Raw genomic sequence first — 13165 nt, forward strand, 5'->3', positions numbered from 1 at the left:
GCCTTGCGGCGACACCCGGCCAGCCTAGGTCGCCGCCCCGCAGGCGGCAAGTTCGCCCTCAACCGCCGGCCGGACGATCCTCGGCCACCAAGTGCTGCAGCACCCGCTTCTCCAGCACCAGCAGGGCCCCGGCGCCATTGGTCCGCATCACCAGCCCCTCCGCCAGCGGCCTGACCGCCTGATGCACGGCTCCCGCCAGACGCATGAAGTCGGACCGCCCCCGGCCGGACACCCCGTGCAGGGCGCACAGCTGCCGCCAGTCCTGGACAAAGCCCGCCAGCACCGCCCGGAACCGCTCGGCGCGCGCCCGGGCTTCAGCGCCGTCTGCCGCGGGCGTCAGCTCCTGGCTCAGATCGTCCACCAACCATTGAACCTCCGCCGCCGGCATGACAGCGAACCTCTGGTCAGCCTCGGTCAGCAGTTGCGACGGTGCGGTCGGGTCCCAACCCACCGTCCGCCACTGATCGCGCGGCGGCGTCTTGCCGCAGGCGAACTGCCAGAAGCCGGCCGTGCCCGTGGTGTCGGCGACCAGATGAATCCGCTCGGCGTCGGACCCGTTCTCTACATGGTGACGCCGCCAGTTGTCGAAGATCCAGGCCTCTCCCGCCCCCATGTGCACGGCCTCGCCGTCGCAGTGAAACCGCACCTGGGGCCGGGTGAAGACCGGGATGTGCAGCCTGACCCGCGTATGCCAGTGATAATTGATGTCGGCGTGCTCCGGCACCCCTGCGCCGGCCGCCAGTCGCATCAGCCGCGACCGGCTCCACACCACGCCGAAACCCGACAGGACCTGACGCAGATAGGGCATCTGCTCCAGCCAGGGGGTTGGCGACATCTGTCCATGGACCGAATCCGTTTCCACTCCGCCGGCGCTGATCAGACGCGCCGCGCTGTTGCCATGCACGCGATCCGGATGCGGCCCCCACGCCTCGTCCGGCAGGGCCGCAACCTCGGCCTGCAGACGCTCGACATCGAACAGGACCGGAAGCTGATAGAAGCGCTGCGACAGTCGCATGGGTCAGTCCCTGTAACGGATCAAGGCGTCGCCCAGCGCGGCCTGAAGCGGCGCGAGCCAGGGTTCGTAGTTGCGCCACTGCGCCAGGCCGTCGCGGCTGATCGGTCGCCGCACCTGTTCTGAACTGGGCGTGCGCACGCTGCGCCGGGTCTGATGGAAGTCCAGACAGGCCGGTTCGAACGCCAGCCCGCAATGCTCCAGCATCCGCCGCACCCCGCCCTCGAGATCCTCGACCAGATCCTCGTACTGCACCCTCAGCACACGCCCCGGCAGCACCTCGTCCCAATGCCGCATCAGGTCCAGATAGCTGCGGTAATAGCGGGCGATAGGGTCGATATCGTAAGTGAATTCCTGGTTGGTCGTGCCGAACAGCTGTTTCAGATTGCTGAAGCAACAGGCCATGGGCTCACGCCGCACATCGATGATCTTCGCCTTCGGCAGAATCAGATGGATCAGGCCGATATGCCAGAAATTGTTCGGCATCTTGTCGATGAAGAACGGCCGCCCCTCCCGGCGATAGGTCCGCGTCTCGGCCAGGAACCGTTCGCCCAGCGCACGAGCCTCCGCCGCCGACATCTGAAGCACAGCCTCCGGCCGAACCGGCAGGCCGCAGTCGGGATCACGCCCGAACAGTTCGCCCGCATATCGGCCGATCTCCGTCAGCTCCTGCGTCCCCTCGACCTGTGAATGCGAAGCCAGGATCTGCTCGATCAGCGTCGATCCAGAACGCGGCAAGCCCAGAACGAAGATGGGATCGGCGTCCGACGCCCCGCAGTCGGCGCGGTCAGAGAACACCTCGGACGTAAACGCTCGAGCCGTGCGAACGGCGCATGCTTCGGCTGCCTCCGGTCTGCAGCCGCCCAGCGAACGCCTAATCCCGTTGCCCTGTGCGTACCAACGCCACGAAGCCTCATAATCCGCGCGGTCCTCCAGCGCCTTGCCCAGGGCGAAGGCCAGATAGACCCGGTCCATATCCTGCACGTCCGTCCGCGCCGCCGCGGCCTGCAACCGCTCGACATCCGCGTCCGAGAAGCTGTGGAGCTTCAGATTGGCCAGGCTGAACCAGGCGACGCCATAATCCGGCCGCGCCTCCAAGGCGGCGCGATAGTCGGCCACCGCCTCCTCCAGCCGCCCCGTGACCTTCAGGGCGTTCGCGCGCCACAGCCTCAACTCGGCCGTCTCGGCGCCGACCACGGACGCCCCGTCCAGCAGCCGCCGATAAATCTCGATGACCGGCTCATAGTCGCCCAAGGCCACGCAGGCGGCGGCGAACAGTTTCAGATACTCTCGTCGCTCTGGTTCGCGCTGCAGCAGTCGTTCCGCTTCGCGCCGCGCCGCCTGCGGCTTCTGCCGCTGCAACAGCATCATGGCGTAGTCGAAGCGCGCGGCCTCATAGTCCGGCGCACTGGCCAGTACCCCCTCCAATAGGGTCTCCGCCTCTTCCGCATCGCCGCAGGCCTGACGAATGCGCGCGAGCAGACGCAAGGCCCCGGCCGACGCCCCCTGGCGGTCCAGCACATCGCGGACGACAGTCTCGGCTTCCGCCAGATCGCCGTCGGCCAACAGACTGTCCGCCGCCACGATCTCCGGCGGCAGACGCCTCAGCATCGCCAGCCTCTGCGCCGCCCCGTCCGCAGGCCCGGTCTCGCCTCGCATCCGGTGCAACTGCTCCAGCATGTCCCAACTGGCCGGCAGGCTGGGGTTCAGCCGGACCGCCTCACGCAACGCCTCCAGCGCCGCCGTCGCATCGCCCATCACGACATGACAATGACCGCGTTCCTGAAGCCCCCGGCTGAACCGTGGATACAAGGCCTGCAACCCATCCAGCACTGCCAGCGCCTCTGGCGCGCGACGCGCGACGAGCAGATCCCTAGCCTGACGTAACAGGTCATTGCGCTGCGTCGTCCCGCCATCGACCTCAGCAGCCGCCGTCATCGCGGCGCGCCGACCGCCAGCAGCGGCGCCAGCCAGTCCGGATCGGGCTGGTCCGCGTCATAGTATTCGAAAATCAGATGAATTCGGTCGGTGGCGCCGCCGTTTCGCACCCAGTGCGGTCCCAGATTATTGACCTCCACCGCCTCACCGACCGGGAACCGGTGCTCCTGCCCGCCGAAGAAGGAGACGACCTCCGGGTTGGTCGTGATCGGCACATGGATCTTGTGCGGCCATTTGGCGGCCGGATTGGCGTCGATATGCGGATGGATCACGCCGCCCGCCGGCATCCGGGCCAGCATCACGCGCGGAAAGACGCCCCGCCCATAACCATAGGCCTGAACCGCCTGGGCCAGCACCGGCTCCAGCAGCGCGCGCCACGCCGCCCAGAGCGGGCGATCGTGCGAACCTCGCCAGTCGCGCGGACTGTCGACGAACCGGAACACGATGTGCCGGGTCTGGTCCAGCACCTCGAACTTGTTCGGCTTGCTCTGGTTTTCCGCGTCCCAGACGGCTTCCGGAATCTCCAGCACGGCGGCATTCAGGACGGCGATATCGACCGGCCCCAGCCTGCGGATCGTCGCGGTCTTTCGCGGATTGGCGGCGGGCGCGACGGTCATGGCGATCACCTCAGCCCTTCGAAGCTGTAGCCGAACAGTTCGATATCCTGAGCATAGCGGGCGGCGACGCCGTCGATCAGCTGTTTGTCGTAATAGAGCCGATAGTCGCCGTGGGTGCTGGCGTTCACCCGGTCCAGCGGACGCGCGGCGATGCCGATACGGGCGCAAAGACTATCGTAAGAGGCCTGCATCTCCTCCACCCGCCCGAACTGATCGGTCAGCAGGGTCTTGCCGTCCTCGTCCGCCAGCAGCGACGCCTGAGGCTGGAACAGGATGTGCTGTTCCGGCGGCTGCTGAAACAGGAAGTGGCGCATCACGTCGCGCGGGCGGCGCTGGAAGACGTCGCCGTCGCGCAGCATGAATGCGCAGTAGGAGACGAACCGGTCGAACGGATTGCGCACAAAGGCGAACTTGAAATAGTCGGCGAAGGCCTCTTCGCCGACGTAGGGCCGAACCTGCCGCAAGGACAGGTGGCCGTGGCGGATCGCCGCCAGATCCTCCCAGGGGAAGCGTTTGTCGATGAACAATCCCACCTGTTCCAGGTCCTCCTCCCCCATCTGCTCGCGCAGGGCGCGGCGCACGGCATGGGTGCCGGTCTTGGGCACGGCGGCGAAGATGAACCGGTGATGGTGGGAAACGATCATGCTTCTGGATATCCAGAAAAGGGCGCCCCTCCCCCCGAAGGGGGCGGAGCGCCCAGCCTAGTCTAAGCGTCGGATCAGAACTTGTAGGTCAGGCCGGCCGTATAGGTCGTTCCGCTCTGGTTCTGATTGTACAGATACTCGTTCTGACCCCAGAACTGGGTGTCCTTTTCGTTCGTCAGGTTGACCGCGTCGAACGTCAGCTGCAACGACTCGGTGATGTTGAAGAAGGCTGCGGCGTCGACATAGGTGCCGCCTTCGAACCCGCGCGTGCTGGCGCTCATGACGGCAGTATTGTAGCCGGTGTACCACTTGTCGCGATAGTTCAGCGAGGCGCGCGCACCCCAACGGTCGGTCTCGTAATAGACCGTGGCGTTGTAGCTTGTCTTGGAAATCCCCGTCAGATCGTCCGGCATGTCGATGTAGGTGTAGTTCGCCACAACACCCAGATTGTCGAACGGCGCAGGCAGGAACGACAGTTGGCTCTGCGCCGCCAGTTCCAGGCCTGTCAGTTCCACCCGGCCTTCCTTGTTCACCGGCATCGAGAACTCATTGACGATAGTGCTCGCGGTCGCGCCGGGGATGGTGCTGTAAGGCACCCCCGTTTCGCTGAATGGCACGTCAGTAAACCTCACCGTCTCGATGAAGTTCTTGATGTCCTTATGGAACAAGCTAGCCGACATCAGGCCGACGTCGCCGAAGTAGTATTCGACGGCGAAGTCCAGGGTGTTGTCCTTGTAGGGCTCCAGATTTGGATTGCCGCGCGAAGCAGTAATCTTGCCCGAGCTGTCCTGGAAGGCGCTGCCCTCGGCCGCCATCGAGCCGAGGCCCGGACGGTTCAGGTTCTGGGTCGCGGAGAAGCGCACCAGCAGTTCCGGCGTCACTTCCAGGACCGAGTTCATGGCCGGCAACACGCCCTCGTAGCTGCCTTCCACGTCGGTCGTGCCCAGATAGGCGTAGTTGTCGCCCTGGATCCAGCCGGTGCTGTGGGTGTCGGTGCTGTAGCCGCGCAGGCCGATATTGCCGCGGAAGCGGCGGCCGAACAGTTCGCTGTCCCAGTCGCCCTGAACGAAGCCGGACAGGGTTTCCTCGGTCGTCTCATAGACGTTCTCGATGTCCTGCAAGGCGCCGCCGGTGCCGTCCTTGTTCTGCTCCAGACGGTGGTACTCGTTGTACTTGGCGAAGGCCTTGTCATAGTCGCCGACCAGCCAAGATCCGAAAGCGTTGGTGAAGACCGAGGTGACGTCGCCGACCGCCGTGCCGCGCATCTTGGACCGCGTGCCGTTGACATTGTCGTCATAGAACAGGTCTTCGCCCTGCTGGCGGAACTTGTGATAGGCGACGCCCGCGCGCAGCGTCCAGGTGTCGTTCAGTTCGTACCGCGCGTTAAGCTCGCCCTCGTGCAGCTCCGATTCATTGTTGAAGGCGCGATAGTAGAACGAATCCATCGCATAGTTGGCCGGATTGGTCGGGTCCCAGTTCGGATATTCGAACGAGGCGGACTGGCCGTTCTCACCATAGTTGGCGATCAGATTGCCCTTGGCGCGCATGTACAGCTTGTCGTCGTACGGCGTGTCATAGGTCGATTTTTCCCAACCCACGTGACCGTCGAACTTCAGACGGTCGGACATTTCCCATTCACCGGTCAGCGCGACCTGATTGAACTTGTTCTCGTTCAGCGACCGGCGATGCTCGCTGCCGAAGGTGGCGCCCGTGACGTCGGTCATGGTCACGTAGTTGTCGCTGTCCCAGGTCAGGCCGTTGATGACCGAGGCCGACTGGAAGATCGACGGCCAGACGCCGCCGGCGGCCGTGTCGAAGGCCACCGAACCGGTCGAAGCCAGAGGCCGCGTCGCCAGATGATACTCGTTACGGCGCGTCGTGAACTCGCCGTGCAGCACATCGAGCGTCAGTTCCATGCCATCCATCGGACGCCACTGGACCGCCGCCGTCAGGCCCAACCGTTCCTGCTCGGCGTTCCACGACGAGATACGATTGCCGTCGGCGAAATACAGATCTCCGGACAGGAACTTGGCCCGTTGGGCGGCGGACAGGCCGGAGATGTTCAATCCCTTGGTCACGAGGCTCTGCATCGTCGCGGCGCTGGGGTTGGAACGGTTATACGTGTTGTGGCCCTGCTCCGTCGTCTCGCGTTTGCTGTAGGCGGCCGAGAAGGAGACGCCGAACACATTGTCCCAGTTCTGGGTGAACAGGGCGGCGATGCGCGGCTGGGTGTCTTCGGTATATTCGTTGGTGCCGACCTTCAGCGACAGGGCGCCGTCGGCGCCTGTGCCGTAGTCAAAGGGCTTGCCGGTGAACAGGCCGACGGTGCCGGCCATGCCGCCCTCTTTCTGCGCGGCTTCAAAGGTCTTCTCGACCTCGACCCGCGAGAACAGTTCCGAAGCGAAGATATTGAAATCGAACGCGCGGTCACGCGAGCGCTGGCCGCGGCTGTCCTGCGCCGAGTCGACGTTGCCCAGCACTTCCATGCCGTTCAGCTGCACCCGGGCGAAGTCCGGACCGAGGCCCCGCAGCGAGATCCGACGGCCCTCGCCGGCCTCACGGTTGATCTGCACGCCGGGCAGGCGCTGCAGCGATTCCGCCAGATTGAGATCCGGGAACTTGGCCATGTCCTCGGCCACAATGGCGTCGACCTGGATGACCGAATCCTGCTTGATCGCCCGCGCGTCGCTCAGCGACTTGCGGAAGCCGGTGACGACGATCTCGTCGACCTCGGCGGTCGCCGCCTCCTGGGCGAAGGCTGCGGATGCGCTGGCGCCGGCGACCGCCGCCGACACCGTCGCCAACAGCACCTTCTTGAGGTTCGGGCCCATGCCCCGAACGGGATATTGCTTCGACATAATCGTGTCCCCCGACAAACTGGTGTGAACCAAGCGGCTCGGTCCGACGCACGGCCAATCTGACCGCCGCCGCCAAGTCCGGCCTCATTAGGTCGCGGGCGTTTCAGTCATGTGACGGTTTGAGGGAATTATGTTGAATTATGTGGTTATGTGTGGGAAAGCCAAAACGGCGCCCTGGAGATCCCTCAGCCCAAAAACCTAAGCCAATCAACCCAAAAGTCAGGAAACACGCCAACTCGCTGGATTTTAAGCCGCATGCAGAACGAAAACCTGGCCCCGCCAGAACGCCATTCATATGAGAGGCTTAAGGCGACTTATGTGGTTGTGTGTGGGATTTGGCGTTGGTAAGGGGATCGATCATGAGCGCCCCCCTCCTCAAAGACTCGAAACATCTCAGCCAAGGCGCCCGCCTGGCGGAGATCCTCCAGCTGATGGAGGAGAAGGTCTTCTGGACCGTGTCCGAACTCGCTGAGCGGTTTCAGGTCTCCGAAGAAACTATCCGCCGCGACGCCCGCCAACTGGAGCGCAGCGGCGTTGTGCAAAAGGTGCACGGCGGACTGTCCTCGACCAATAATCTGATCGAGGCGCCCTATCGCATCCGCCTGCGCGAAAACGCCGAGTCCAAGCAGAAGATCGCCCAGAAGGCCGCCGGCCTTGTTACCGAAGGCATGACCCTGCTGCTCGATTCCGGCACCACCTGCCACTGGCTGGCTCGCGCCCTGGCCCCGGTTCGCAATCTCACCATCGTCACCAACAGCGTCGAGATCGCACACGAGGTTCTGGGCAATCCCGGCCAGCGCCTGCTGCTGGCGGGCGGCCAGGTCAATCCGGTCCACAACGCCGCCTTCGGCCCGGAAGCCAAGTCCTTCTGCCGCCGCTTCGCCCCCGACCTGACCGTCCTGTCGATGGGCGCCGTGGACGCGGACCGGGGCTTCCTCGACTTCGACGCCGACGAGGCCTCGTTCAAACAGAGCCTGCTGGAACAGGCGCGCCGCATCGTCGTGCTGGCCGACCATACGAAGTTCGCCAAGTCCGGCTTCATCCAGGTCGCGTCTTTCCGCGACGTCCAGGACCTGGTGACCGACCTGCCCCCGCCCGGCGGCGTTTCCAGAGTCGCAGCCCAGTGGGACACCCGGCTGCATGTCGCCGATCCGACCTAATCAACGTACCCGCGTGTCCACCCTGATCCGCACGGCGTCGTGGCGCCAGTGCTCGCGGTCGGACTCCACCACCCGCCCTTGGGCGTCATAGCTGGCGCGCCGCACCGCCAGACCCGGCAGACCGGACTTCGCCCCCAGAACCTCGCCCTCATGGCCGGTCAGGGCTCACGGCTGCATGCTGACCACGTTGCCCGAGACCGACAGCCTATAGGCGCCCTTCAATATGTCGGTCAGCGACTGGTCGAACGAAAAAGCGCGACGGGTCGTTCGTCATACAGGCCCCTGACTGATCGAGCCGTCTTTCCGACGCCAGACGATTATCACCAAGCGCGCTCTTTAAGGCCGCCATTTCACGAAAGCTTCGCCAAACACCGGCCTTCCGTCTGGTACGGACCAGTGACGCCCTCATCGCAAATGCGACGCGGACGACGGTCGGGATAATAACGGCGACCCTCCCCGGCCTGGTCCCCGCCATGTCTTCAGGAGCCCTTCCATGCGCACGCCCCTCCTCTGCCTGCCCCTTCTGGCGGCCGCCCTCGTCGCCGCGGCGCCTGCCCACGCCGAGCCCCGCCGCGCCGGCCATGTGATCATCATCGGCGTCGACGGCCTCAGCCCGGACGGCGTCAACAAGGCCGACACCCCAGTCCTGGACGACATGATGGCCAAGGGCAGCTGGAGCCTGCACGCCCGCGGCGTCCTGCCGACCACCAGCGGCGCAAACTGGGCCTCAATCATCACCGGCGCCGGCCCCGAGCAACACGGCGTCACCAGCAACGACTGGCAGGTGGGCGAGTTCAACTTCCCCACCTCGGTCACCGGCTCCGGCGGTTTCTTCCCCTCGATCTTCCAGGTCCTGACCGATCAGAACCCGGGGCTGGAGATCGGCTCCATCTACAACTGGGACGGCTTCGGCCGTCTCTACGACCACCGTTTCGTCGACTACGACGCCCATGGCGCGGACGAGGACAGGACCACCGACCTGGCCGTCAACTATATCAAGGCCCGGCGCCCGGATTTCCTCTTCATCCACCTGGACCACGTCGATCACGCCGGACACGCCGACGGCCACGGCACGCCCCACTATTATGAAGCGGTCACCAAGGCCGACGCCCTGATCGGCCGCATCCGCCAGGCGACGGTCGAGGCCGGCATCGCCGAGGATACGGTCATCCTGATCACCTCCGACCACGGCGGCGTCGGCAAGGGCCATGGCGGCGAAAGCCTGGCCGAGCTGGAAATCCCCTGGATCGCCTATGGCGAGGGCGTAAAGCCCGGCGTCGAACTGGATCTGCCCATCAACACCTTCGACACCGGCGCGACGGTCGCCTGGCTGCTGGGCGCCGATGTTCCCTACGCCTGGCTGGGCCGCCCGGTCCGGCCGATCCTTCAGGGCGAGGCCATGCCGGTCCAAGTCTATCGCACCAGCAGCTTCTACGCCTCTCCGGCCATCCTGCCGGCCGGCGCGGGCAACACCCCGCCCGGCGGCCTGTTCATCGACGGCCCGGCGCGCATGAGCCTGCAAAACCCGAACGCCGTGGGCGAGGTGCGCTATACGCTGGACAACTCGACGCCGACACCCGCCTCCCCCGTCTACGCCGGCCCGGTCGAGATCACGCGCAACACCATTGTTCGGGCCGGCCTGTTCGTCGATGGAAAACCGGCCAGCGTCCCGTCGGTCGGCTATTTCCGCGTTCTGGACCCGCGCATCGCCGCCAGCCGGGGCGTGACCTACAGCGTCTATCTGCTGCCCGAAGCCCCGGTGCGGCTGCCCGACTTCTCCCGCCTGACGCCGGTCGCATCCGGCAGGGTGCACGAGATCACGATCGACGGCCTGACCCTGCCGCGCGAGGACGCGGTCGCCGTGGTGTTCGAAGGCCAGATCCAGATCGACACCGCCGGCGAATATGGCTTCTCGACCGCCTCGGACGACGGCAGCAAACTCTATATCGACGGCAAGACGGTCGTGGACAATGACGGCGATCACGGCGTGATCACCGCCGTCGGCACGATCCGCCTCGAACCCGGCAAGCACGCCATTCGCGTCGAATGGTTCAACGGCGGCGGCGGCGCCTGGCTGGGCGCCTATTTCGAGGGCCCCGGCCTTCCGCGCCAGTTCATCGACCCGAACCGCCTGACTCCGCGCTGAAGAGGCTGGCGGGGGATGATCCGGCGGCGGCCGCTCGATCACCCCCGCCTACCCACATCATGGCTTTTCTGGTATAGACCAGAAAACACGTATTGAGCGCCCATGCCCCGCCCTGCTTCACCTGACGACTTCGTCGCCGCCATCTTCGACCTGTTCGAGCGGATGGGCGGCGACCACTACGGCGAGGCCGTGACCCAGCTGGATCACGCCCTTCAGACGGCGCACCACGCCCGCGACGCCGGGGAAACGGACGCTCTCGTCGCCGCCGCCCTGCTGCATGACATCGGCCATCTTCTGAAGAAACACGGACAAGACGCCGCCGATCGCGGCATCGACGCCGTGCACGAACGGATCGGCGCCGCCTGGCTGGCCCAAGCCTTCGCGCCCGAGGTTTCGGAACCGGTTCGGCTGCACGTCGAGGCCAAACGTTATCTGGCGACCGCCGAGCCCGGCTATGCGGCGGCCCTCAGCCCCGCCTCCCTCCAGAGCCTGCATCTCCAGGGCGGCCCCATGAACCAAGACGAGGCCGCCGTCTTCTGCACCCATCCCCATTTCGATACGGCCATCCGCCTGCGCCGCTACGACGAGATGGGCAAGACCGAAGGGGCCGTCATCGCCCCGCTCGCCACCTACAGGAACAAGCTGACGGCCCTCGCCGCACGCTCCGCCTAGGCCGCGCGCCGGGCCGCCTCGGCTTCCAGCGCCGGAACCAGATCCGCGACCGTATCGATGACCAGATCGGCGCCGGCCGCATAGAGCCGCTCGGACGCCGCCGCCAGCATCCGGGCGGGCGCCTCCTGCTCCAACGCCGTCAGCGCCTGTTCGCTCTAGCCGATCATATTGCCCGAGGCGGCGACCCCCACAGCGAAACAGCCGGCGTTGCGCCCTTCGGCCATCCCCCAATTCCGCGTCGTCGATCTTGACCAACCGCGACAGGGGCCAGACGACCAGATCCAGGCAGGCCTTGTAGATCATCAGCGGCGACCGCCGTCCCTGCGGCGGTTCGTGATCGCAGACCGGGATTCGGGCCGCCACGGCCACTTACGGGAAAAAATGGCGGAGACGGAGGGATTCGAACCCTCGGTACCCCTTACAGGGTACGACGATTTAGCAAACCGTTGCCTTCAGCCACTCGGCCACGTCTCCAGCGAAGGGCTCGATAGCCGAGCATGATGCGTCGTGCAATCCGGTTCGAACCAAAGACCTGTTGTTAACGCGACATAGAGGCGGCGCATGCAGGGTGGCGGCCGTGCGGAAACTCCGGATCGACATGCCCGACTGCGCCCGTCCCCTTGCCGCGCCGACCGCAGCGAGTGCGAACGACCGCGCCGCCGCCAGCCTCGCGCCGCATGCCGAGCGGGGTCCGTTCCGGCCGGAGGTGTGGCGCAACGCGCGCCAGCGCTCGACCGTGCGGCTGGCCGCCTATTATTTCCGCGCCGCTGACGTTCTGGCTGTGGTCGGTCTGGCCGTTGTGGCCCTGTGGTCGCTGGGGTCTCTCGATGTGAAGACCCTGACTGTCGGCGCCGTCCTGCCCCTGGCCACCGGCGTCCTCGTCGCCCTGGCCCTGCTGCGGAGCCTGGGCCTTTATCGATTCGGGGCAGAGCCGACGCCCCTGCTCCATCTGGTCGGGGTGGTCGGGATCGTCGCCCTGGCGATCGGGGCGGCGCTGCTGGTGGGTCTGGGCCTGGACGGGCACGGCCTGGGGCCGGTCCTGCCCTGGGGTCTTGCGGCGACGGTCTGTCTGGTCGCCCTGCACGGCTTATGGCGGGTGCTGGCGGCGCGTTGGCGACGGCAGGGCCTGCTGTCGCCCAATATCGTCATCGTCGGGGCGACCCGGAACGCCGAGGCCCTGATCCGGCGGGCGCTGGAACGGCGCGACCTGAACGTGCTGGGCGTGTTCGACGACCGCCTGGCCCGCTCGCCTGACCGTCTGGCCGGGGTGCCGGTGCTGGGCGGGGCCAACGCCCTGCTGACCCATCGGATGCTGCCCTATGTCGACCGGATCGTTCTGGCGATCGACGCCGATGCGGGCGCGCGGGTGCGGGATCTGACGCGCCGTCTGGAGACCCTGCCCAATCCACTGACCGTCCTGTTCGATTCCGACGCGAGTCGTGAGGCGGCGCTGAATCGTCTGGCCGGTCCGTCCCTGGCCGAGATCGGGTCCGCTCCCGACGCCGACCGCCGCGCCTTCGTCAAACGAGTGCAGGATGTGGTGATCGGCGCCCTGGCCCTGGTCGCCTTCGCCCCAGTCATGGCGGTGATCGCCCTGGCTGTGCGGCTGGACAGCCCCGGCCCGGTCTTCTTCCGTCAGCGTCGCCATGGCTTCAACCAGGAGACCATCGTGGTGTGGAAATTCCGCTCGATGCGTCACTGCGACGCCGATGCGACCGCCAGCCGCCAGGTCGTCGCCGACGACGACCGCGTCACCCGCATCGGCCGCTTCATCCGCGCCTCCAGCCTGGACGAACTGCCCCAGCTGTTCAACGTGCTGAGGGGCGAGATGTCCCTGGTCGGCCCGCGCCCTCACGCCATCGGCATGAGGACCGGCGAGACCGAATCCGCGCTTCTGGTCGCCGAATACGCCCACCGTCACCGTATCAAGCCCGGCATGACCGGCTGGGCCGCCGTCTGCGGGTCGCGCGGACCGGTGGACAGCGAGGCCGAGGTGCGCCGCCGCGTCGAGCTGGACATCGACTATATCCAGCGTCAGTCCTTCTGGCTGGACCTGTGGATCATCCTGATCACCATCCCCGTCCTGCTGGGCGACCGGGCGGCCGTGCGGTGAGCGAG

General features: G+C 66.1%; 11 protein-coding genes and 1 tRNA gene. 4 read left to right on the top strand and 8 right to left on the bottom strand.

What is annotated here, in order from left to right; translation table 11 throughout:
- Positions 1-58 precede the first annotated feature (58 nt).
- The 5 genes from AC1RSI_RS15660 to AC1RSI_RS15680 all read right to left on the bottom strand — a co-directional run bounded on the left by AC1RSI_RS15660 (position 59) and on the right by AC1RSI_RS15680 (position 7069).
- Complete coding sequence (locus AC1RSI_RS15660; RefSeq protein WP_008260368.1) at positions 59-1015, bottom strand: aspartyl/asparaginyl beta-hydroxylase domain-containing protein; 957 nt, start codon at positions 1013-1015, stop codon at positions 59-61.
- 3 nt (positions 1016-1018) lie between these two features.
- Complete coding sequence (locus AC1RSI_RS15665; protein WP_154726641.1) at positions 1019-2950, bottom strand: tetratricopeptide repeat-containing sulfotransferase family protein; 1932 nt, start codon at positions 2948-2950, stop codon at positions 1019-1021.
- Positions 2947-3567, bottom strand: a complete 621-nt coding sequence (locus tag AC1RSI_RS15670; RefSeq protein ID WP_154726642.1) for an aspartyl/asparaginyl beta-hydroxylase domain-containing protein — start codon at positions 3565-3567, stop codon at positions 2947-2949. Before AC1RSI_RS15670 ends, AC1RSI_RS15665 begins: the two co-directional genes overlap by 4 nt.
- Before the next feature lie 5 nt (positions 3568-3572).
- A complete protein-coding gene (locus AC1RSI_RS15675; protein WP_154726643.1) occupies positions 3573-4211 on the bottom strand; it encodes a sulfotransferase family 2 domain-containing protein in 639 nt (212 codons plus the stop codon).
- Positions 4212-4285: 74 nt separating this feature from the next.
- Positions 4286-7069 carry a TonB-dependent receptor gene (locus AC1RSI_RS15680; RefSeq protein WP_035309294.1) on the bottom strand — a complete coding sequence of 928 codons (2784 nt, stop codon included), beginning with the start codon at positions 7067-7069 and terminating at the stop codon, positions 4286-4288.
- 359 nt (positions 7070-7428) lie between these two features.
- Here AC1RSI_RS15680 and AC1RSI_RS15685 point away from each other — a divergent pair, with 359 nt between their 5' ends.
- Positions 7429-8229 (top strand): DeoR/GlpR family DNA-binding transcription regulator, encoded by an 801-nt coding sequence (locus AC1RSI_RS15685; protein WP_154726837.1) that lies wholly within the window; start codon positions 7429-7431, stop codon positions 8227-8229.
- Here AC1RSI_RS15685 and AC1RSI_RS15690 read toward each other — a convergent pair whose 3' ends face one another.
- Complete coding sequence (locus AC1RSI_RS15690) at positions 8230-8391, bottom strand: UTRA domain-containing protein (RefSeq protein WP_268865012.1); 162 nt, start codon at positions 8389-8391, stop codon at positions 8230-8232. It lies immediately after the preceding gene.
- Between the two features lie 331 nt (positions 8392-8722).
- Here AC1RSI_RS15690 and AC1RSI_RS15695 point away from each other — a divergent pair, with 331 nt between their 5' ends.
- Entirely contained in the window at positions 8723-10375 is a 1653-nt protein-coding gene (locus tag AC1RSI_RS15695; RefSeq protein WP_154726836.1) for an alkaline phosphatase family protein, read from the top strand.
- 102 nt (positions 10376-10477) lie between these two features.
- A complete protein-coding gene (locus AC1RSI_RS15700; protein ID WP_154726835.1) occupies positions 10478-11047 on the top strand; it encodes a phosphonate degradation HD-domain oxygenase in 570 nt (189 codons plus the stop codon).
- Here AC1RSI_RS15700 and AC1RSI_RS15705 read toward each other — a convergent pair.
- Both AC1RSI_RS15705 and AC1RSI_RS15710 read right to left on the bottom strand, forming a co-directional pair.
- Complete coding sequence (locus AC1RSI_RS15705; protein ID WP_154726834.1) at positions 11044-11181, bottom strand: hypothetical protein; 138 nt, start codon at positions 11179-11181, stop codon at positions 11044-11046. The genes AC1RSI_RS15700 and AC1RSI_RS15705 overlap by 4 nt on opposite strands.
- Positions 11182-11429: 248 nt before the next feature.
- A tRNA-Ser gene (locus AC1RSI_RS15710) sits at positions 11430-11521 on the bottom strand.
- Positions 11522-11615: 94 nt separating this feature from the next.
- Between AC1RSI_RS15710 and AC1RSI_RS15715 the strand changes: the two genes are divergently transcribed.
- Entirely contained in the window at positions 11616-13160 is a 1545-nt protein-coding gene (locus AC1RSI_RS15715; RefSeq protein WP_154726833.1) for an exopolysaccharide biosynthesis polyprenyl glycosylphosphotransferase, read from the top strand.
- Positions 13161-13165 lie beyond the last annotated feature (5 nt).

It is taken from the genome of Brevundimonas sp. GW821-FHT10E09 (assembly GCF_058809375.1).

Excerpts from the sequence above, each read along its gene's own strand:
- AC1RSI_RS15660 (WP_008260368.1), bottom strand. The coding sequence starts at position 1,015 with ATGCGACTGTCGCAGCGCTTCTATCAGCTTCCGGTCCTGTTCGATGTC.
- AC1RSI_RS15665 (WP_154726641.1), bottom strand. The coding sequence starts at position 2,950 with ATGACGGCGGCTGCTGAGGTCGATGGCGGGACGACGCAGCGCAATGAC.
- AC1RSI_RS15670 (WP_154726642.1), bottom strand. The coding sequence starts at position 3,567 with ATGACCGTCGCGCCCGCCGCCAATCCGCGAAAGACCGCGACGATCCGC.
- AC1RSI_RS15675 (WP_154726643.1), bottom strand. The coding sequence starts at position 4,211 with ATGATCGTTTCCCACCATCACCGGTTCATCTTCGCCGCCGTGCCCAAG.
- AC1RSI_RS15680 (WP_035309294.1), bottom strand. The coding sequence starts at position 7,069 with ATGTCGAAGCAATATCCCGTTCGGGGCATGGGCCCGAACCTCAAGAAG.
- AC1RSI_RS15685 (WP_154726837.1), top strand. The coding sequence starts at position 7,429 with ATGAGCGCCCCCCTCCTCAAAGACTCGAAACATCTCAGCCAAGGCGCC.
- AC1RSI_RS15695 (WP_154726836.1), top strand. The coding sequence starts at position 8,723 with ATGCGCACGCCCCTCCTCTGCCTGCCCCTTCTGGCGGCCGCCCTCGTC.
- AC1RSI_RS15700 (WP_154726835.1), top strand. The coding sequence starts at position 10,478 with ATGCCCCGCCCTGCTTCACCTGACGACTTCGTCGCCGCCATCTTCGAC.